We start from the raw sequence: 19,817 nt of genomic DNA, 5'->3' as shown, positions 1-19,817 counted from the left end.
TGGCCAATCTCGCCTGCTGCGACCGAGGGGTGTACAAATGTACACCTAGTCCCGGCTGGCCGTTTTCTTCCATGGAACCTCTCTCTCCCAAACGTGCGGCGGTGCTGATCTTTCTGCAGGAACAGGCCCGCGCAGGGGTGTCGCCCAGCCTGGCCGAGATTGCGCAGGCATTCGGCTTCGCCTCGCGCAATGCCGCGCAAAAGCACGTGCAGGCACTGGCCGAGGCCGGGTTGATCGAGCTGCTGCCCAATCAAAAGCGCGGCATCCGCGTGCCAGGCCGGATGAGGCCTGATCCGGCGCGCGATGCGGTGCTGGCCTTGCCGGTGCTGGGGCGGGTGGCGGCCGGTGTGCCGATCGGGGCGGATATCGGGCTGGATCGCCAGCTGTGGCTGGACCGCGCGCTGTTCTCGCTGCGCCCGGATTATCTGTTGCAGGTGCAAGGCGACTCGATGATCGACGATGGCATTCTGGACGGCGATCTGGTTGGCGTGCATCGCAGCAACGATGCGCGCGATGGGCAGATCGTGGTGGCGCGGGTGGATGGCGAAATCACCATCAAGCGACTGGAGCGCGGGGCAGAGCGCATTCGACTGTTGCCGCGCAATCGCGCGCATGCGCCGATCGTGGTCGCCGCCGATGCCGACTTTGCGATCGAAGGGCTGTATTGCGGTCTCATCCGGCAGGGTTGAGATGAGCCAGGAGCCCGCGCGCATCAGGCAGGACGGCAACGCGGCAGTCGTACTGCCGCTGGACGCCCTGCTGGCCGCGCGCACAGTCTGGCGCGCAGGTCACGGCACGGCCATTGCCCATGGCGGCGAATCCACTGGGCATGCCGCACTGGATGCGCTGCTGCCCGATGGTGGCTGGCCGCGGCGGGCACTGACCGAATTGCTGTTGCCCGCGCACGGCGTAGGCGAGATCGCATTGTTGTTGCCCACATTGGCGCGCATGACCGGCGCCAGCAGCCGGGTGGTGCTGGTGGCGCCGCCGTTCATTCCCTACGCACCGGCCTGGCAGGCCGGCGGGGTGGTGCTGGAACATCTGGAAGTGGTGCAGGCCGAGCCGCGCGACGCCTTGTGGGCGTTCGAACAATGCCTGCGCAGCGGTGCCTGCGCGGCGGTATTGGGCTGGCCGCAGACCGGCGATGCGCGCGCGTTGCGGCGGCTACAAGTCGCCGCCGACAGCGGTAATTGCTGCGCCTTCGCATTGCGCGACCGCAAGCATGCGGTCAATGCATCGCCGGCCGCCTTGCGGCTGGAATTTCTGCCCGAGCGCGATGCCTGGCAGGTGCGCAAATGCCGCGGTGGGCAGGTCCCCTCGCAGCCGTTGCGGCTGGCGCATTGAGGCGCGCGCATGTTGTGGGCCTGCCTATTGCTGCCGCAGCTGGCGCTGGACGCTGTCCTTCGGCGTCTGGAAGAGCCGCACGCGCCGTTGGTGCTGGTCGAAGGGCCGGCGCAGTTGCGCAGCCTGCATTCGGTCAACGCAGCGGCGTCTGCCGCCGGTCTGAAAGCCGGCATGCGGCTGTCGGCGGCGCATGCGTTGATGGCCAATGTGCGCACCATCGATTACGAGGCGCAGGCTGAGGCGCGCACGCAGCGGTTTCTCGCAGCGTGGGCGTATCGGCATAGTTCGTTGGTGAGCCAGCAATGGTCGCGCGCCATCGTGCTGGAAGCCGGCGCCAGTTTTCGGCTGTTCGGTCCCTGGCCACGTTTCGAGCGGCGCCTGCGCGATGAACTGCAGGCCTTGGGCTTCCAGCACCGGCTTGCATTGGCACCTACACCGCGCGCCGCGCGCGTGCTGGCCGGCTTGCGCGACGGCATGGTGGTGACGCAGTTGCCGGCTTTGCACAGCACGCTCGACAAGGTGCCGGTACGTCGTGCCGCCTTGCCCGGCGATGTCGGCGAGCGCCTGCAGCACATGGGCGTGCGTACGCTGGCTGCGGTGCGTGCATTGCCGCGCGATGGGCTGCGCCGGCGTTTCGGTGCAGGACTACTCGATCACCTAGACCGCCTCTACGGCCAGGTCGACGACCCCTTGGAGTGTTACGCACCGCCAGATCATTTCGACCAGCGTGTGGAACTGGGCTACGAGGTGGAAATGCATCCGGCGCTGCTGTTCCCGCTGCGCCGTTTGATCGGCGATCTGTGCACGTATCTGTCCATCCGCGATGGCGGCGTGCAACGGTTTTTGCTGCGGCTGGAACACGAACAAGGCGCCACCGATGTCGAGATCGGCCTGCTGACGCCGGAGCGTGCGCCCACGCTGTTGTTCGAGCTTGCACGCAACCGGCTGGAGCGGGTGGAGATCCCGCGGCCGGTGGTGGCGATGCGCTTGCTGGCGCGGCAGCTGCCACCGTTCGTGCCGGCCATGCGCGATCTGTTCGATCAACGCGCGCAGCAATCGGTGGAATGGCCGCAGCTGCGCGAGCGCCTGCGCGCGCGGCTGGGCGATGAGGCGGTGTATCGCGTGCTGCCGGCCGACGACCCGCGCCCGGAACGCGCCTGGCGTCGCGCCATCGGCGATACGGAGCGCGAAACCGATGCACCCCCGCGCCCGCCGCGCCCCACCTGGTTGTTGCCGCAGCCGGTGCCCTTGCACGATGCGCAGTTGCGCATCGTCTCCGGTCCTGAGCGATTGGAAAGCGGCTGGTGGGACGACGACGAAGCACGTCGCGACTATTACGTCGTAGAAACTGCGCGCGGCCGACGTGGTTGGGCATTCGCCGCACCCGGCCGTGTGGATGGCTGGATGTTGCATGGGTGGTTCGCATGATCCGCCCCATGCCCCTGCGCCAACCGAGCACTGCTTGTCCGGGTGGTCATTGCAGCGGTGCCGCAAGCACCCGATGCCCCGCAGGGAAAGAGCATCTGCAACGAGGCGATCTGCGGCTCACTGGAAAGACGGTGTGGTGGCAGCGCGATATTGAAGATGTGCGCCCATGAGCTGGGATGACGCCGTCGACGGTGTTGACCGCGACACCCCGGCGGGCGCATGCCACGCGCCTGGAACGTGGCAGCACGATTGCGCGCGGCTAACGACGACATCACCCATGCGGTGGTGACCGATGGTCTGCCCAAGTATGCCGAATTGCATTGCCTGTCGGATTTTTCGTTCCTGCGTGGTGCTTCCAGTGCCGAGCAGTTGTTCGCACGCGCGCAGCACTGCGGTTACAGCGCACTGGCCATTACCGACGAATGCTCGCTGGCCGGCATCGTGCGTGGGCTGGAAGCTTCGCGCGCTACCGGCGTGCGCTTGATCGTCGGCAGCGAATTCACCCTGGTCGATGGCACCCGCTTTGTGCTGCTGGTGGAAAACGCGCACGGCTATCCGCAGTTGTGCGCGCTGATCACCACCGCACGGCGTGCGGCAAGCAAGGGTGCGTATCGGTTGGGGCGCGCCGAGGTGGAGGCGCAGTTTCGCGATGTCGCACCCGGCGTGTTCGCGGTGTGGCTGCCCGGCGCGCAGCCGCAGGCCGAGCAGGGTGCCTGGTTGCAGCACGTCTTCGCAGAGCGTGCATTTCTGGCGGTGGAACTGCATCGTGAGCAGGACGATGCGGCGCGATTGCTCGCCTTGCAGGCGATGGCGCAGCAACTGGGCATGACCGCCTTGGCCAGCGGCGATGTGCATATGGCGCAGCGGCGCGAGCGCATCGTGCAGGACACCTTGACCGCCATCCGCCACAGCTTGCCGCTGGCCGAATGCGGCGCGCACCTGTTCCGCAACGGCGAGCGCCATCTGCGCACGCGCAGGGCCCTGGGCAACATCTATCCGGATGCGCTGTTGCAGGCCACGGTGGACCTGGCACAGCGCTGCACCTTCGATATTTCCAAGCTTGAGTACACCTATCCCAAAGAGCTGGTGCCGCAAGGGCATACGCCGGCGAGTTATCTGCGCCAGCTCACCGAAACCGGCATGCGTGAGCGGTGGCCGGATGGTGTGTCCGCCAAGGTACGCGCCGACATCGAAAAGGAATTGGCGCTGATCGCCCACAAAAACTACGAAGCATTCTTTCTCACCGTGCAAGATGTGGTGCGCTTCGCACGTGATCAGCACATCCTGTGCCAGGGCCGTGGGTCTTCGGCCAATTCGGCGGTGTGTTATGCGCTGGGTATCACCGCAGTCAATCCGGATGAAACCCGTTTGCTGATGGCAAGGTTTCTCTCCGAAAAACGCGACGAACCACCGGATATCGATGTCGATTTCGAGCACGAACGGCGCGAGGAAGTGCTGCAATACGTCTACAGCAAATACGGTCGCGAACGCGCTGCGCTGGCAGCGACAGTGATCTGCTATCGCGGCAAAAGCGCAGTGCGCGACGTGGCCAAGGCCTTCGGTCTGCCACCGGACCAGATCGCGCTGTTGGCCAATTGCTATGGCTGGGGCAATGGCGAAACGCCCATGGAGCAGCGCATCGAAGAAGCCGGATTCGATCTGGCCAATCCACTGATCAACAAGATTCTTGCGGTAACCGAACACCTGCGCGATCACCCGCGGCATCTGTCCCAGCATGTCGGCGGATTCGTCATCTCCGACGAACCCTTGTCGCAGTTGGTGCCGGTGGAAAACGCGGCAATGGCCGATCGCACCATCATCCAGTGGGACAAGGACGATCTGGAAACCATGAAGCTGCTCAAGGTCGATTGCCTGGCGCTGGGCATGCTCACCTGCATCCGCAAGACATTGGAGTTGGTGCGCGGCCATCGCGGGCGCGATTACACCATCGCCACGCTGCCAGGCGACGACAAGCCGACCTACAAGATGATCCAGCGCGCCGACACGGTGGGCGTATTCCAGATCGAATCGCGCGCCCAGATGGCGATGCTGCCGCGGCTCAAACCCGCAGTGTTCTACGACCTGGTGATCGAAGTGGCGATCGTGCGACCTGGCCCGATTCAGGGCGATATGGTGCATCCATATCTGCGCCGGCGGCAGGGACGCGAGGAAGTGAACTATCCATCGCCGGAGGTGGAAGACATCCTCAAGCCAACACTGGGTGTGCCGTTGTTTCAGGAGCAGGTGATGGAGCTGCTGATGCATGCCGCCGAATACACAGAGAGCGAAGCGGACAATCTGCGCCGTTCAATGGCAGCGTGGCGCCGTGGCGGTGACATGGAGCAGCACCGCACGCGCGTGCGCGAACGCATGCAGAACAGAGGCTACGCCTCCACCTTCATCGACCAGATCTTCGAACAGATCAAAGGCTTCGGCTCCTACGGCTTCCCGCAAAGCCACGCCGCCTCGTTCGCCAAACTTGTCTACGCCAGCTGCTGGCTCAAACGCCACGAACCTGCAGCCTTCGCCTGCGGCTTGCTCAATGCGCAGCCGATGGGCTTCTATTCGGCCAGCCAGATCGTGCAGGACGCGCGACGCGGCAGTCCTGAGCGTGCGCGCGTGGAGGTGTTGCCGGTGGATGTGCTGCATAGCGTCTGGGACAACACGCTGGTCGGTGGCCGGCCATGGTGTAGCGACGAAGACCCTGGCGAACAACCGGCGATCCGTCTGGGCATGCGTCAGGTCGCTGGATTATCGGAAGTGGTGGCAAAGCGCATTGTCGCCGCACGTGCGCAGCATGCCTTCGCCGACATCGGCGATCTGTGCCTGCGCGCCGCACTCGATGAGAAGGCACGCCTGGCATTGGCCGAAGCCGGCGCCTTGCAAGGCATGGTGGGCAACCGTAACGCCGCGCGCTGGGCGATGGCCGGCGTGGAAGCGCGTCGGCCGCTGCTGCCTGGTAGCCCCGAAGAACGCCCGGTGGAATTTGAAGCGCCGCGCGCAGGCGAAGAGATCCTGGCCGATTACCGTTCGGTCGGCCTGAGTCTGCGCCAGCACCCGATGGCGCTGCTGCGCCCGCAGATGCATCAGCGACGCATCCTGGGCCTGCGTGAACTACAAGGCCGCCGTCATGGCAGCGGTGTGCATGTCGCCGGCCTGGTCACCCAGCGCCAGCGCCCGGCCACTGCCAAGGGCACCATCTTCGTCACCCTGGAAGACGAACACGGCATGATCAACGTCATCGTCTGGTCGCACCTGGCGCCACGCCGCCGCCGCGCACTGCTGGAATCGCGCCTGCTGGCGGTGCGTGGCCGCTGGGAACGCGTGGATGGCGTGGATGGCGTGGAGCATCTCATCGCCGGCGATCTGTACGACCTCAGCGAGCTGCTCGGCGAAATGCAGCTGCCCTCGCGCGATTTTCATTGAGTATTTGCCGGCAAAATCGACCAACACCGGCATCGCATTGCGGTCACGATTCCAGACCAGGTCTATCGGCATCCATCATCTGCAGTTGTCGCCGTCCTCGACCACATTGCCCAGCTGCCAGCATCGCCGCATGGCGCTGTGTTCGCTGTGGCGTTGCAGTGTTCCATGCGCGACGCGCAGCGCCCTGCGCAGGCGCGCAAAATCCAATGGCGCTGTGGCTTGGCGCCCAGCGATGGCGATGGCGTGGTCACGCCAGGGCATGCAGCGGCCTAGTGACTTTCAAGCGGCCTGTACGACACCATGGCGGGCGCAGTTGCGCTGACCCATTTCTTTCCCACGAGGCGATCATGAAGTTGGAGGTTTTGTTTGACCAGTTGCATACCTTGCCCACGGTGCCAAAGGTGGCGCAGGACCTGATTCGTCAGTTCGATGATCCGAACACCAACATCGATGTGTTGGCGCACACCATCGAGCGCGATCCGGTGATCGCCGCCAAGGTGTTGCGGCTGGCCAATTCGGCGCGCTTCCATGGCCTGCGCGATTCCACCAGCGTCGAAGACGCGGCCATGCGGTTGGGTTTCAACACGCTGCGCACGTTGGTGCTGGCCTCGTCGATGACCGGTGCGTTTCATGCCGGCCCCAGTTTCGATCTCAACGCCTTCTGGCGGCACAGTTTCGGCGTGGCCGGCATCTGCCGCTTGCTGGCGCGCCAGCATGGGCTCGATCCGGAAACCGCGTTTACCTGCGGCATGATGCACAACATCGGCGAGTTGCTGATCCAGTCCGGCGCGCCGGAATACGCCAGCCGCATCAATCACGACACTTCCTCTGCCGGTCATGCGGCCGAAGAAACCCTGCAGTTGGGGTTTGGTTACCCGGAAGTGGGCGCCGAGCTGGTGCGTCGCTGGCAGTTGCCTGCGGTGATCCAGCAAGCCATCGCCTATCAGGTCCGCCCGGCCGCCGCACCGGAAGGCGCGTTGATGCCGCTGCTGCTTGCCCAGGCCGTGCATGTGTCTGACGCACTGCGCGCGCACGACGGCGACATCCCGGCGGCACTGGAATCGGCGCGCGGGCCACTGATGGACACGGTGGATCTGGACGCGTTGTTCGCCGAGCTGCCGGAGGTGATTGAGGCCGACCGCGCGTTCGCCGAGTTGTTGCACTGATATCGATCAACAAGGGCGGTGCGGATGTGCCGCCGGGTCATTCCAGACGTCGCGGTTCGAACGCACAGTCCTTCGTACTCTGTGTGCAGGAGTAGAACGCATCCTGCGTTGGTGCTGGCGGTTTTTGATCGAGCTGCCAGCGCGAGGGGCGTTTGGGGACGACGATCAGGTTGCGCTGCTGATTCGGTGTGCTTCGGTCGAAGTAAGCCAGATCCACTTGCTTGTGGTTACGCAATTCATAGGTGCAATTGACCAGCGCACCCTCCGATTCGGATTCTGTTTTGGATTTGCCCGGCTGCTTGCCGTAGAACAATACCGAGGATAGCTTGATCGGTACACCCTGATCGGGCTGCTTCGTGCTGACCCAATCGCCTCTTCCATAAGCAACGCTTCCAGCAGGAAACTCGACATCGGCGACCGCTCGGTAGTGGGCTGCGTCGTAGTGGACCGCGCCAGGTTCCGGGCATTTTGCGCTTTGCGGAGAATGGTCTTGGCCGAATGCAGTGGATGGCTGCAGCGACAGCATCAGCATGCCGGAGAAAAGAACGGTGCTTAGCGAATGTTTCACGATGGAAGCCTTGCGGTAGGAGGTGCGTGTCAGGAACGAGAGGGAGTCGCGATGCTCATCGCGTCGGGCCGAAGCAACCGGGCCGGAGAATGCTGCTGCCATAGACGCACGGCGTTGGCGCGATTGTAGTGATCGCTGCGACATGACGCTCTTTCAAGGCGAACCGATGTCGACGCAGGCGTATCCATGCCGTAGTAAGCGCGCTGTGCAGGTCGTTCCCAGCGTGGGGCGGCGCTGCCAGCAGCAGGCCCGTGCACTCCACCGCCACAGCACGCACACTGTCACGCCGCGACGCAGCTGGACGGAACCGCGCACAGGCGCTAGCGTGGTCCGGATTTTTTGCCACAGGGGAACTGCTCATGAGTGATGACGCGCAACCGCGCCAGCTCACCTTTCGTGCCGTCGTGTTGTCCATCGTGTTGGCGGTGGTGCTTTCGGCCGCCAATGCCTATCTGGGCCTGTTTGCCGGCCTGACCATCGCCACCGCGATCCCGGCAGCGGTCGTCTCGATGGGCGTGCTGCGCTTGCTCGGCGGCGGCACCATTCTGGAAAACAACATCGTCCAGACCGGTGCCTCGGCGGGGTCGTCGATCGCGGCCGGGGTGATCTTCACCATCCCCGCGCTGGTGATCATGGGCTATTGGCCGGACTTCAAATACTGGTGGGTGCTCGGCATCGCCGGCATGGGCGGGTTGCTCGGGGTGCTGTTCTCGGTGCCGTTGCGGCGCTCGATGATCGTCGAAGACCCGCTGCCGTTCCCCGAAGGCAAGGCCGCGGCCGAAGTGCTCAAGGCCGGTGCAAACCCCGGTCCGGGTCTGAAGATCCTGGCCATCTCCGGTGCCATCGGCGCGCTGGTCAAGCTGGCGGCGGCCAGCGGCCTGCGGGTGATCCCGGATACCTGGGCGCAGGCCACATATCTGGGCAGCAGCCGGCTGGTGGGGTATCTGGGCACCAACCTGTCGCCGGCGCTGCTGGGCGTGGGGTACATCGTCGGCTTGAATGTCGGCATCGTGGTGTTGTCCGGCGCCATCCTGTCCTGGCATATCGCCATCCCGCTGTATCAGCAGTTCTTCATGGGCTCGGATCCGGCATTGGCGCAGAGCCTGATCGATGCACCGGCGGCCGACGCGGCATTCGCCATCTGGGGCGCGAAGATCCGTTATCTCGGTGTCGGCGCGATGTTGATCGGTGGAGTGTGGACGCTGTTCTCGCTGCGCAAATCGTTGTTGTCCGGGGTCAAGAGCGGTTTTGCCGCCGCGCGCAAGAGCGGTGGCGGTGTGGTCGCCGAGACCGAGCGCGACCTGCCGATGAAGTGGATGCTGGTGGCGCTGGTGCTGTGCACCTTGCCGCTGCTGGGCCTGTATCAGGCGATCGTGCAGCAATGGCACGTGTCGATCCCGATGACCATCATCATGATCGTGGCCGGCTTTCTGTTCGTGTCGGTGTCCGGGTATCTGGCCGGGTTGATCGGCTCGTCCAACAATCCGGTGTCCGGCATCACCATCTCCACCATCCTATTCGCCTCGGCGGTGCTGGTGCTGCTGCTCGGCAAGGACGGCCTGGTGCCGGCCGGCATCGGCGGCGCGCCGCTGGGCGCGGTGGCGGCGATCATGATCGGTGCGGTGGTGTGCTGCGCGGCGGCGGTGGGCGGCGACAATTTGCAGGATCTCAAAGCCGGTTATCTGGTCGGCGCCACGCCATGGAAGCAGCAGCTGATGCTCGGTATCGGTGCGTTCTCCTGCGCGCTGATCATGGCGCCGGTGCTGAACCTGTTGGCGCAGGCGTACGGTATCGGCCCGGCCACCCCGCAGCATCCCAACTCGCTCGCTGCACCGCAGGCCACGCTGATGGCCTCGGTCGCCAAGGGCTTGTTCGGCGGCGAGCTGCCGTGGGCGATGATCGCCATCGGTGCCGGCGTAGGCGCGGCGATCATCGCGCTGGACGAATGGCTGAAGAAAACCGGCAAGCGCTTCCGCGTGCCGGTGCTGGCCGCGGCGATCGGTATCTATCTGCCGTTGGAACTGATGGTGCCGATCTTCATCGGTGGCCTGATCGCGCACCTGGTGGAACGCTTCCACAAGATCCGCGCCGACGACGAAGACGGCCGCGACCGCGTGCATCGCCCAGGCGTGCTGTTCGCCGCCGGCCTGATCACCGGCGAAGCGCTGATGGGGATCGCCATTGCGGTGCCGATCGTGCTGTCCAGCCGCGCCGATGTGCTGGCGTTGCCGGCCGCCTTGCAGCTCAACCAGTGGTTCGGCCTGGCGATCCTGGCTCTGGTCGGCTGGCTGCTGTATCGCGTCGGCAAGCACGGCGAACAGAGCGCCTGAGCGTGATGCAGCATTGAGGCATGCGCTTGCACGCCTCATCCCGACGGACACGCATCGCTGGATGCGTGTCCGTTTTTCGTTGTGGCGTTGCGATCCAGTGCCGCTGCGCCGCACGCGCGGCGAGATGCGCCGCTTCGGTCTTCCGTCGTCTTTGCGTTGGCTTTACGCGCTACACAGGCGCCATGCATAGCGACTTTATGCCGCTGCTCCGTATCGTGCCGTCTCCCGCACGAATGGTGCGCCACGGCTACTGCATGCCACGATCTATCCCGATGACACCCCGCGACGCAGGTTCTCGCACCGCGTCACGCTGCGATGGATGTCAGTGAAAGTGTTACTCACATCACGCTGTGCAACATCGGCTTGCGGTTGCGGTCGCTTTTGTCATGGTTGGCCCCTACGGGCCTGCAGACGCCTATAAGATCGATTGGCAGGACGTCGCCCGTCGGCGGCCATGCAGTCGTTCTACCTCCACGTGCATTTCCCCCTCCCTAACGCTGACCGTTCACACGATCTGTCCAGCGTCTTGCCATGGAACCACTGCAATGCTGACTGCTATCTCCAAGCGCTCCACCCGCGCACAACGCGCACCGTTGCTGGCCATCGCACTGACCGGCGTGCTGTGCAGCCTGGCGCTGCAGGCACAGGCACAAGACGCCACCGAGGCGGCGCTGTGTACCGATCGCCCGACCAAGGCCAATTCCACCTGCACCGTGCCCACCGGCGCCTGGCAGCTGGAAACCGACATTGGCAGCTACACCCGCGATAGCCAGCCCGGCACGCGCATCGAAACCTCCTATTTCACCAATCCCACGCTCAAGTACGGCGTCAGCGACCGCATCGATCTGCAGCTCAACTGGGCGCCGCAGCTGCAGGTCAAGACCACCGATCGCGCTACCGGTGCACGCAGCAGCCTGAGTGGCGGCGGCGATATCTTTCTACGGATGAAGGCGCGTTTCTACGAAAGCGACACCGCCAGCGTGGCGTTGCTGCCGTTCGTCAAGGCACCGACTGCGCGTACCGGCCTGGGCAACGACGAGTGGGAAGGCGGCGTCGCATTGCCGATCAATTTCGTGTTGCCCAATAGTTTCTCGCTGACCCTCGGGCCGGAGGTGGATTGGCTGGCCGACAGCGATGGAAGCGGCAACCATGTCGCCATCGTCAATGCGATCAACCTGGCGCATCCGCTCACCGCGAAGTTGTCGATGGCGGTGGAAGTGTGGTCCTCGATCAATCGCGACCCCGCCGAAACCATCGAACAGTATTCGGCCGACATCGCGGCTGCGTATCTGATCAACCCGCTGTTGCAACTGGATGTGGGCGCCAACTTCGGCCTCAACGACCGCACCCCGGACGCGCAGGTGTATGTGGGGATGTCGCACCGCTTCTGATGTATTGAAGCGGAGTATCACTGCGCTATAAAAACCGCGTGGGTAGCAGCGGGGCGATAAGACATTATGTGGTGCCGGTTGACCGGCGCCACATTGGCTGCGCGCTGCACGCACAGTACGATCGACGACCAGCCGCCTGCATCTTCTGCGCAGTTTGCAAGCTGCGCCCTGGCCGATGGCACGCCGATGCGGCCGCAAGATTTGCTTCAATGCAGCACGTTCTACGTTACACGTGTCGCAAGCTGCGCATTTTTCCAGCTGCCCCGGCGTGCACACACGGCCACACAGGCAGACCCAACCGCAAGCCTTTGCGCGCTCGCTACGGCAACGCCTACCATCGACGTTTTGCCGTTGCGGGAACTCTCGATGAAGCTTCGTTACGCCGTGCTGCCCCTGTGTCTGTTGACCGCCTTGCCAAGTCTTGCTGCCGCGCGCGGTTTCGATGTGCGCGACATGGTGGCGTTGGACCGTGTGTCCGCACCCACGCTCAGCCCCGATGGCAGCGTGCTGGTATTTGCCAAGCGGCAGGCCAAGAGCAGCAACGGCAAGCCGGCCACCGGCCTGTGGATGCGCAATCTGCGGACCCGCGATGCAGCGCCGCCCAAGCGGCTGACTCCGGAAGGCTGGAACGTCAACAGCCCGGCGCTGTCGCCGGATGGCAAGACCGTGTATTTCCTCAGCAGCAGATCCGGCACCCAGCAGCTGTACGCGCAACCGCTGACCGGCGGCACCCCGCAGCAACTCACCGCGTTTGCGGTGGACGTGGACAGCTACAGGCTCTCGCCCGATGGCAAGCGCATTGCCTTCAGTGCCGGCGTGTTCCAGGACTGCGGCTCGGATCTGGGCTGCACCAAGACCAAGCTCGCCAGCGTCAAGAACGCCAAGGCCAGCGGCGTGGTGTACGACCAGTTGTTCGTGCGGCATTGGGACACCTGGAACGACGGCCGCCGCAACACGCTGTTCGTCGCAGACCTGCCTGCCGCCGGCGCCAAAGCGGTGATCGGTGCCTCGGCGATCAGCGCCACGCTGGCCGGCGATGCGCCGTCCAAGCCGTTCGGCGGCAATGACGATTACACCTGGTCGCCCGATGGCAGCAGCGTGGTGGCCAGCGTGCGCGTGCCGCAGCCGCATGGCCCCGAGGCGAGCAAGAATGCAAAGGCCGTTGCCAAGCCCACCGGCAACGACGAGCCGTGGCAGACCAACTTCGATCTGTATCGGCTGGATGCGGCCGGCAAGTCCGCACCGGTCAATCTGACCGCGTCCAACCCGGCCTGGGATGCCGGCCCGGTGTTCAGCAGCGATGGCAAGACGCTGTACTACCGCGCGATGAAACGCCCCGGTTTCGAGGCCGACCGCTTCGGCCTGATCGCGATGGATGTCGCCAGCGGCAAGACCCGCGAGATCGCGCCCAAATGGGACCGCTCGGCCGGCGAGATCGTGTTGAGCGATGACGGCACCAGCCTCTACACCAGCGCCGATGACCTCGGCGAGCACCCATTGTTCAAGATCGATATTGCCAGCGGCGATGCGACCAGGCTGGTAGGCGAGGGCAGCGTGCATGCGCCGACGCTGGCCGGCAACACGTTGGCGTTTACACGCAATTCGTTGGAGAGCGGCGACCAGGTATTTGTCAGCGACGTGCAAGGCCAGGGCCTGCGTGCGATTACCCAAAGCGCCGGCGAGCTGCTGCCGGATGTACAGTTCGGCGACTATGAGCAGTTCCAGTTCAAGGGCTGGAACAACGACACCGTGCATGGCTACGTGGTCAAGCCCTACAACTATCAGGAAGGCAAGACCTATCCGGTGGCGTTCCTGATCCACGGCGGGCCGCAGGGCAGCTTCGGCAATGGCTGGAGCAACCGCTGGAATCCGCAGACCTATGCCGGCCAGGGCTACGCGGTGGTGATGATCGACTTCCACGGCTCCACCGGTTATGGCCAAGACTTCACCGATGCGATCAGCCAGCATTGGGGCGACCGCCCGCTGGAAGATCTGCAAAAGGGTTGGACTGCCGCGCAGAAGCAGTACGGCTTCCTCAACGGCGACAAGGCCTGCGCGCTGGGTGCCAGCTACGGCGGCTACATGGTCTATTGGATGGCCGGCAACTGGAACCAACCGTGGAAATGCCTCGTCGATCACGACGGCGTCTTCGACAACCGCACCATGGGCTATGCCACCGAGGAACTGTGGTTCAGCGAATGGGAAAACGGCGGCACGCCGTGGCAGAACCCGGCCGGTTACGAGAAGTTCAACCCGGTGCTGCATGTGGACAAGTGGAAAGTGCCGATGCTGGTGATCCACGGCCAGCAGGATTTCCGCATCCCGGTCGAGCAGGGCCTGGCTGCGTTCACCGCGCTGCAGCGCAAGGGCATCGACTCCAAGTTCCTGTATTTCCCGGACGAGAACCACTGGGTGCTCAAGCCGGACAACAGCGTGCTGTGGCACGACACCGTCAACAGCTGGCTTAAGCATCATATCGGCCAGTGATGCTTCACCCGGCACGCCGCCTGGTGCGGGGTGCCGGGCAATCACTGCCTGGCTCCTGTGGTCGGTCGGCGCGATCGATCCTGCAGCGGCAATGTCTGCAGCCATTCGCATGTGCAGCCGGCCTTGCCCAAGCTGCAGATCGGCCATGTCGATGAACCCGTCGGGTCAATGGGGCTGCTTGGCCCGGGTCGGCAGCCCATTCGGGGCCGAAGGCCGGTTAACTGCCGGCAGGCCACGGCTGCCGCAGCGCATCCAAGCCATGTCAAAATAGCGATTCTTTAACTTCTTCAGTTCCCTGCCAGGATCGCAAGGACCGTTTGCATGCGCACGTTATTCCGCCCCTCATTGTTGGCACTCGTCCTACTCTGTAGTCCTGCCTTGCATGGCGCATCGCGGCCTGCGGCTGTGCGTGCGCCTGTTTCGGCGCCGGTGCCTGCGAATGGTGCCGCCGCCGTCGGTGGCGATACTGTCGCCAGCGACCCGAGCGTGCCGTTGCCGGCCACGCTGAAGTCCGGCATGGGCTACCGCGCGTTCGCGCAGACGGTGATGGAGCAGGGTTGGCAGCCGGTGGACCCGTTGGCCGCCGACAGCTGCATGGCCGCAGGCGATTGCGTTGTCGAATTCGTTGCGCCCGGCGGGAGTGCGCGGCTGCGCGTGCAGGTCGGATCGCAGGCCGGCGCGGCCGTGGCGAGCAGCTGGCAAGCGCGGCAGGTGCCGTTGAATCGCATCGGCAACCCCACGGCGTCGGCCGTGGACGCCAAGGCCGCACCGGCCGCGGCAAACGTGGCCGACACGCCGCGCTGAGCGTGGTCCCGTAGAGCCCAGGTGCGCGGCGTATCATGGCGCTGCGTGCGTTGCGCTGTGCACTGATGGTACGCGTAGCACAGTCGCGTCTTTCCTGATCCCGAGTCCATTGGCCTGCATGAATCCGCCTGCATGAAGAGCATCGATCCTGCCGATCTGGAAGCGCTGTTCGATGCCGTGCCGGATGTGCTGTTTTTCGTCAAGGATCGCGAGGGCCGCTACACACACGTCAACCAGACCATGCTGCGGCGGCTGGGGCTGAAGTCGCGCAAGGAGTTGATCGGCAAGCGCGTTGCCGAGGTCTATCCCAGCGGCTTGGGCGCCAATTACGCCAATCAGGACGAGCAAGTGCTGGCCGGTGCGGTGATCGACAACCTGCTGGAGCTGCATCTGTTCGCCAACCGCGAACCGGGTTGGTGCCTGACCTGCAAACGTCCGCTGCTGGTGGACGGCAAGGTACAGGGCATCATCGGCATCTCGCGCGATCTGGGGCCGCAGGATGGGCATGAATCGCAGTACGAAAAGCTACGGCTTGCGCTGGCGTATCTCAACGCCAACTACGCACAGAACGTCCGTATGCAGGCCCTGGTGGAAATCACCGGATTTTCGATGTCCAAACTGCAACGCTCGTTTCGCAAGGTATTCCAGCTCACGCCGCAACAAGTGCTGGCCAAGTTACGCCTGCAGATGGCGATGCATCTGCTGCACGGAAACAAGAGCCTCACCGAAATCGGGCATGCTTGCGGTTTCAGTGATCAAAGCGCCTTTGCACGGCAGTTCAAGCTGGCGGTCGGCATGACACCACGCGAGTACCGCGCGCTGGCTAATGCTGCGCAGTTTCCTGCCGGAACGTCTGAGAACATCTAAACAAGACGACTGCGCAGCAGCTGAGTTAGTTGAGTGTGTGGTGCCTCAATGCTGGTGCCCTCAATGCAGCAGCAGAGAGTTGCGTCAAAAGCTGAGTTGGTCGAGTGCGCGGTGCCCTCACCGCTTGCGGGACACGCCGTGAATCCGTCCGTGGAGGCTCGGTGGCGGCATCCATGCCGCCACACGGTCCCGCAATCGGTGAGGACACCGCACCAGAAAGTGAGTCGGTTGCTTTGAAAGCCTGCGTGTTACTCGGCTTGCCTTGCGACACTGATCGGACGCGCCGTTATCCGAACAACGCACGTCATGCACCGCTTGCACCATGCAAACCGACACTCTCGACTGGTCCTTGCCCGCCCACCGTCGCGGGACCTTACGCGGCATGGATGCCGCGTAAGAGCCTACACGGACGTACTTGCGGCGTGTCCCGCGATGGTGGGCGGGCAAGGACCCTGCAGCCAAGCCGCAGATCATCCGCTCTACAACTGATCTCTCCTCGCTATCCAACCAGCCATTCCGAGACGACCAAGATTTAGAGTCATAGCGGCATCTAAATGCGCTTAGAAGCTAAGTGAGCCGTGTGCACGGTGTCCTCGCCAAAGCAGAACGTTAGTAGGTAGCGAATGAAATGCAATGGGCGCGAAACGACATAGAACGTCGCTCGCGCCCAAGGCAGCTTTCGATGGCGCTGGTGCGGTTACGCCAGCATGCGCACCTTCGGCTCACGTGCCCACTGGCGGGTCTTGGCGGCAGTGATGAATGCCTTGGTATCTGCCGCTGCAATCACGCCCGCGTCCTTGCCGACATTGCCAGCCTTGAGCAGCAACTGCGCGCCATCGTCGTAGGCGATTGCCTTCAGATGCGCCCACGCGTTGCTGACGAAATCCAGTGCAGCCGATTCGCGCGTCAGCAGCTTGGCTGCTTCCGAAGACAACAGCACCGCCACCGCATCGAACACCACCGATGGTGTGCCTGCCAATTGACCGTCGGCGGCCAGTTGCTTGCCGTCGCTGAGCTTGGCGCCGCCCACTTTCGGCGCGACGATTTTCACTGTGGCACCCGCAGCTTCGGCAGCCTTGCGCACCGCCTTGATCGCAGCGGCATCCGAGCCATCGTGAATGAGGATGCCCACGGTGCGGCCCTGCAACGTGTCCTTCATCTTGCCGATCAGCTGCAAGGCCGGCGACAACGGCATGTCGGTTGGCGCAACCGCAGCCGGTGGTGCCGGCGGCAACGTGGTCATGCCCATGCCATCGGCCACACGCTGTGCCAGCGCTGGGTCGATGTGACGCAGATGGCCCACGATGGCTTCGCGCACGTGCGCGGTTTCCACCTTGGATAATTCGAACACCAGCGCCGATGCCATATGCGCCTGCTCCGGTGCGGTCTGGCTGCGAAAGAACATGCGCGCCTGGCTGTAATGATCGGCAAAACTTTCTGCACGCACGCGGCCTTTCGCGCCGTCTTCGGCCGGTGTCGCATGGCTCGGGAATCCGCGCAGCGCCTCACGCGGTGCATCGGCTTGCAGCGAGCTGGGCTCGTAAGCAACACGCCCCTTCGGCACGCCCATCTGCATATGGCCGTCGCGCTGATTGTTGGCGAACGGGCACTTGGGCGCGTTGACCGGGATCTGATGGAAGTTGGGTCCACCCAGACGGCTCAACTGCGTATCCAGATAAGAGAACAGGCGGCCCTGCAGCAGCGGGTCGTTGCTGAAGTCGATGCCGGGCACGATGTTGGCCGGGCAGTAAGCGACCTGCTCGGTCTCGGCGAAGAAGTTGTCCGGCCAGCGGTCCAGCACCATGCGGCCCACGATTTGCAGCGGTACCAGTTCTTCGGGAATGACCTTGGTCGAATCCAGATGGTCGAACGGGAATGCCTCCGCTTCGGCCTCGGTGAACAACTGCACGCCCAGTTCCCACTCGGGGAAATCGCCGCTTTGAATCGATTCGAACAGATCGCGACGATGGAAATCCTGATCGGCACCGGCGATCTTGACTGCCTCATCCCAGATCGTGGACTGCAGGCCGAGCTTGGGACGCCAATGGAATTTGACGAAGGTGCTGTCGCCGTTTTCGTTGAGGAAACGGAAGCTGTGGATGCCGAAACCTTCGATCATGCGCAGCGAGCGCGGAATCGTGCGGTCGCTCATCGCCCACATGATCATGTGCATCGATTCGGGCGTGAGCGAGATGAAATCCCAGAACGTGTCGTGCGCGCTGGCGGCCTGCGGAAAACCGCGATCCGGCTCCATTTTCACCGCGTGAATCAGGTCCGGGAATTTAATCGCATCCTGGATGAAGAACACCGGGATGTTGTTGCCCACCAGATCCCAGTTGCCTTCCTTGGTGTAGAACTTCACCGCAAATCCGCGCACATCGCGCGGCGTGTCCACCGAGCCAGCGCCACCGGCGACGGTGGAAAAACGCGTGAACAACGGGGTCTTTTCGCCGACCTCGGTGAAGATCTTGGCCGTGGTGTACTGGCTCAACGACTTGGTCAGCTCGAAATAGCCGTGCGCTGCGCTACCGCGCGCATGCACGATGCGCTCGGGAATGCGCTCATGATCGAAGTGGGTGATCTTCTCGCGCAGAATGAAGTCTTCCAGCAACGTCGGGCCGCGCGGCGTTGCGCGCAGCGAGTTCTGGTTATCGCCAACCGGGATGCCCTGGTTGGTGGTCAGCTGCGGATGCGTGCCGCCGGCTTTTTGATGCAACTCATCGCCCGTACCGCGCAATGTTTCGGGTGTTGCGCTGACGGGAGCAATGGAAGGAACTTGCGCGGGCTTGCTGGGGGACTTGGGCATGGGACTCCACTCTGGCGGGCTAGAGCGGCCAACAACAGGTAGCGAGCGGTCGTCAGGTGATGCGAACGGCGCGGAGAACTGGAGTGTACGAATGGTACATGCCGATTCGGAGCACCGGCCGCGCCCGCCTGATGGCTGCGCAGTAGTTTGTTAGTCGCTCTTGGGATGCGGGCTGATCAACGAGCTTGGGAGCGGCGCTGTTAATTGCACGTGTCTGCATGCGAACGAATACTCACATGCAGCCAGAAGTTTGCGATGCATCGCAGCGAGATGTTGCGTGTGTCACGCAACGTGCCGATGCAGTGCACGTGCTCACATCTAACGAGCCCGACTGTTGTGAGTTGGCTACAACAGATCCAGTGGCTGTTTGCGCGTTGGCGGTGGAAATGCATGGTCCAGTTCGGCAAGATCCTGGGTATCCAATTGCAACGTGCACGCTGCTGCATTGGCACGCACATGTGCAGGTGTTCCCGATTCGGGAATGGCGATGACCTTGCCGTTGCGAATCGCCCACGCCAACGCCACCGCAGTTGCGGCCACGCCGCGTCGCGCGCCGATGGCGTGCAGCACCGGGTGATCCAGCAATGCGCGGCTTCCCAACGGCGAATACGCCATTACCGTGACCTCGTGCTGTGCACACCACGGCAGCAGATCGAATTCGATACCGCGGCTGCCGGCGTGATACAGCACCTGATTGACCAGGCAATGCTGTCCGCCCTCAATGTCCCACAGCTCCTGCATATCCTCGACATCGAAATTCGATACGCCCCAGTCGCGGATCTTTCCGGCATCGCGCAGGGCCTCGAATGCATCGACCACTTCGCGCAGATCGCTGCCGCCACGCCAATGCAGCAGATACAGATCCAGCGTGCGAACGCCCAGCCGCTGCAGGCTGGCTTCGCAGGCACGCGCAATGCCGCGCGCGCTGGCGTTGCTTGGCAATACTTTCGACACCAGATACGGCGGCTGCGCGCTGCCGATGGCCTGGCTGATCAGTTGCTCGGAGCGCCCGTTGCCATACATCTCGGCGGTATCGATCAAGCGCATGCCCAGCTGTTGGCCGGTCTGCAGCGCATCGATTTCCTGCTGCGGCGCATGTCGACCCTGGCCCAGGTTCCACGAGCCCAGGCCGAGCGCGGGCACGTTGCGCCCATTGCGCAGGCGCACCTCGGGGCAGTGCTGCAAGGTGGATTCGGACAT

The 19,817-nt window shown here is 63.8% G+C and carries 12 protein-coding genes, 1 other RNA gene and 1 pseudogene; 10 read left to right on the top strand and 4 right to left on the bottom strand.

Annotation, left to right across the window (positions count from 1 at the left end):
- Positions 1-71: 71 nt before the first annotated feature.
- From lexA to NDY25_RS04255, 5 genes and pseudogenes are all read left to right on the top strand, one after another.
- Positions 72-689: a transcriptional repressor LexA gene (gene lexA, locus NDY25_RS04275; protein WP_168957982.1), complete on the top strand. Its 618-nt coding sequence runs from the start codon at positions 72-74 to the stop codon at positions 687-689.
- Position 690: 1 nt separating this feature from the next.
- Complete coding sequence (gene imuA / locus NDY25_RS04270) at positions 691-1,344, top strand: translesion DNA synthesis-associated protein ImuA (protein WP_168957981.1); 654 nt, start codon at positions 691-693, stop codon at positions 1,342-1,344.
- Between the two features lie 9 nt (positions 1,345-1,353).
- A complete protein-coding gene (locus NDY25_RS04265) occupies positions 1,354-2,772 on the top strand; it encodes a Y-family DNA polymerase (protein WP_168957980.1) in 1,419 nt (472 codons plus the stop codon).
- 166 nt (positions 2,773-2,938) lie between these two features.
- A pseudogene (locus NDY25_RS04260) lies at positions 2,939-6,198 on the top strand (error-prone DNA polymerase).
- Positions 6,199-6,545: 347 nt separating this feature from the next.
- Positions 6,546-7,364, top strand: a complete 819-nt coding sequence (locus NDY25_RS04255; protein ID WP_168957978.1) for an HDOD domain-containing protein — start codon at positions 6,546-6,548, stop codon at positions 7,362-7,364.
- A gap of 37 nt (positions 7,365-7,401) precedes the next feature.
- Here NDY25_RS04255 and NDY25_RS04250 read toward each other — a convergent pair whose 3' ends face one another.
- Entirely contained in the window at positions 7,402-8,034 is a 633-nt protein-coding gene (locus NDY25_RS04250) for a DUF3757 domain-containing protein (RefSeq protein ID WP_233366609.1), read from the bottom strand.
- Between the two features lie 257 nt (positions 8,035-8,291).
- On the opposite strand from NDY25_RS04250, the gene NDY25_RS04245 reads away from it, so the two are divergent.
- The 5 genes from NDY25_RS04245 (at position 8,292) to NDY25_RS04225 (ending at position 15,811) form a co-directional block, all read left to right on the top strand.
- Positions 8,292-10,262: an OPT family oligopeptide transporter gene (locus NDY25_RS04245; RefSeq protein WP_168957977.1), complete on the top strand. Its 1,971-nt coding sequence runs from the start codon at positions 8,292-8,294 to the stop codon at positions 10,260-10,262.
- Positions 10,263-10,807: 545 nt separating this feature from the next.
- Positions 10,808-11,653 carry a transporter gene (locus NDY25_RS04240; protein WP_168957976.1) on the top strand — a complete coding sequence of 282 codons (846 nt, stop codon included), beginning with the start codon at positions 10,808-10,810 and terminating at the stop codon, positions 11,651-11,653.
- A gap of 366 nt (positions 11,654-12,019) precedes the next feature.
- A complete protein-coding gene (locus NDY25_RS04235; protein WP_168957975.1) occupies positions 12,020-14,140 on the top strand; it encodes an alpha/beta hydrolase family protein in 2,121 nt (706 codons plus the stop codon).
- Between the two features lie 321 nt (positions 14,141-14,461).
- On the top strand, positions 14,462-14,944 hold the full coding sequence (locus NDY25_RS04230; protein ID WP_168957974.1) for a hypothetical protein: 483 nt from the start codon (positions 14,462-14,464) through the stop codon (positions 14,942-14,944).
- A gap of 132 nt (positions 14,945-15,076) precedes the next feature.
- The gene (locus NDY25_RS04225) at positions 15,077-15,811 is read left to right on the top strand and encodes an AraC family transcriptional regulator (RefSeq protein WP_168957973.1); all 735 of its coding nucleotides are present in this window, start codon (positions 15,077-15,079) and stop codon (positions 15,809-15,811) included.
- A gap of 697 nt (positions 15,812-16,508) precedes the next feature.
- Here NDY25_RS04225 and NDY25_RS04220 read toward each other — a convergent pair.
- From NDY25_RS04220 to NDY25_RS04210, 3 genes are all read right to left on the bottom strand, one after another.
- Entirely contained in the window at positions 16,509-18,617 is a 2,109-nt protein-coding gene (locus tag NDY25_RS04220; RefSeq protein ID WP_168957972.1) for a catalase, read from the bottom strand.
- Positions 18,618-18,643: 26 nt separating this feature from the next.
- Positions 18,644-18,717: non-coding RNA, sX9 sRNA (locus NDY25_RS04215), on the bottom strand.
- Positions 18,718-18,962: 245 nt separating this feature from the next.
- Positions 18,963-19,817, bottom strand: a complete 855-nt coding sequence (locus NDY25_RS04210) for an aldo/keto reductase (protein WP_168957971.1) — start codon at positions 19,815-19,817, stop codon at positions 18,963-18,965.

Source organism: Xanthomonas hortorum pv. pelargonii (assembly GCF_024499015.1).
In the GTDB taxonomy this organism is placed as follows: Bacteria; Pseudomonadota; Gammaproteobacteria; order Xanthomonadales; family Xanthomonadaceae; genus Xanthomonas; species Xanthomonas hortorum_B.
Note: the sequence above shows the minus strand (reverse complement) of the source record. Positions and strands in the feature narration are given on the sequence as shown.

What these genes read in the sequence shown, in the direction of transcription:
- imuA (WP_168957981.1), top strand. Translation starts at nt 691, where the DNA reads ATGAGCCAGGAGCCCGCGCGCATCAGGCAGGACGGCAACGCGGCAGTC.
- lexA (WP_168957982.1), top strand. Translation starts at nt 72, where the DNA reads ATGGAACCTCTCTCTCCCAAACGTGCGGCGGTGCTGATCTTTCTGCAG.
- NDY25_RS04210 (WP_168957971.1), bottom strand. Translation starts at nt 19,817, where the DNA reads ATGTCCGAATCCACCTTGCAGCACTGCCCCGAGGTGCGCCTGCGCAAT.
- NDY25_RS04240 (WP_168957976.1), top strand. Translation starts at nt 10,808, where the DNA reads ATGCTGACTGCTATCTCCAAGCGCTCCACCCGCGCACAACGCGCACCG.
- NDY25_RS04250 (WP_233366609.1), bottom strand. Translation starts at nt 8,034, where the DNA reads ATGGCAGCAGCATTCTCCGGCCCGGTTGCTTCGGCCCGACGCGATGAG.
- NDY25_RS04225 (WP_168957973.1), top strand. Translation starts at nt 15,077, where the DNA reads ATGAAGAGCATCGATCCTGCCGATCTGGAAGCGCTGTTCGATGCCGTG.
- NDY25_RS04265 (WP_168957980.1), top strand. Translation starts at nt 1,354, where the DNA reads ATGTTGTGGGCCTGCCTATTGCTGCCGCAGCTGGCGCTGGACGCTGTC.
- NDY25_RS04230 (WP_168957974.1), top strand. Translation starts at nt 14,462, where the DNA reads ATGCGCACGTTATTCCGCCCCTCATTGTTGGCACTCGTCCTACTCTGT.
- NDY25_RS04245 (WP_168957977.1), top strand. Translation starts at nt 8,292, where the DNA reads ATGAGTGATGACGCGCAACCGCGCCAGCTCACCTTTCGTGCCGTCGTG.
- NDY25_RS04220 (WP_168957972.1), bottom strand. Translation starts at nt 18,617, where the DNA reads ATGCCCAAGTCCCCCAGCAAGCCCGCGCAAGTTCCTTCCATTGCTCCC.
- NDY25_RS04255 (WP_168957978.1), top strand. Translation starts at nt 6,546, where the DNA reads ATGAAGTTGGAGGTTTTGTTTGACCAGTTGCATACCTTGCCCACGGTG.
- NDY25_RS04235 (WP_168957975.1), top strand. Translation starts at nt 12,020, where the DNA reads ATGAAGCTTCGTTACGCCGTGCTGCCCCTGTGTCTGTTGACCGCCTTG.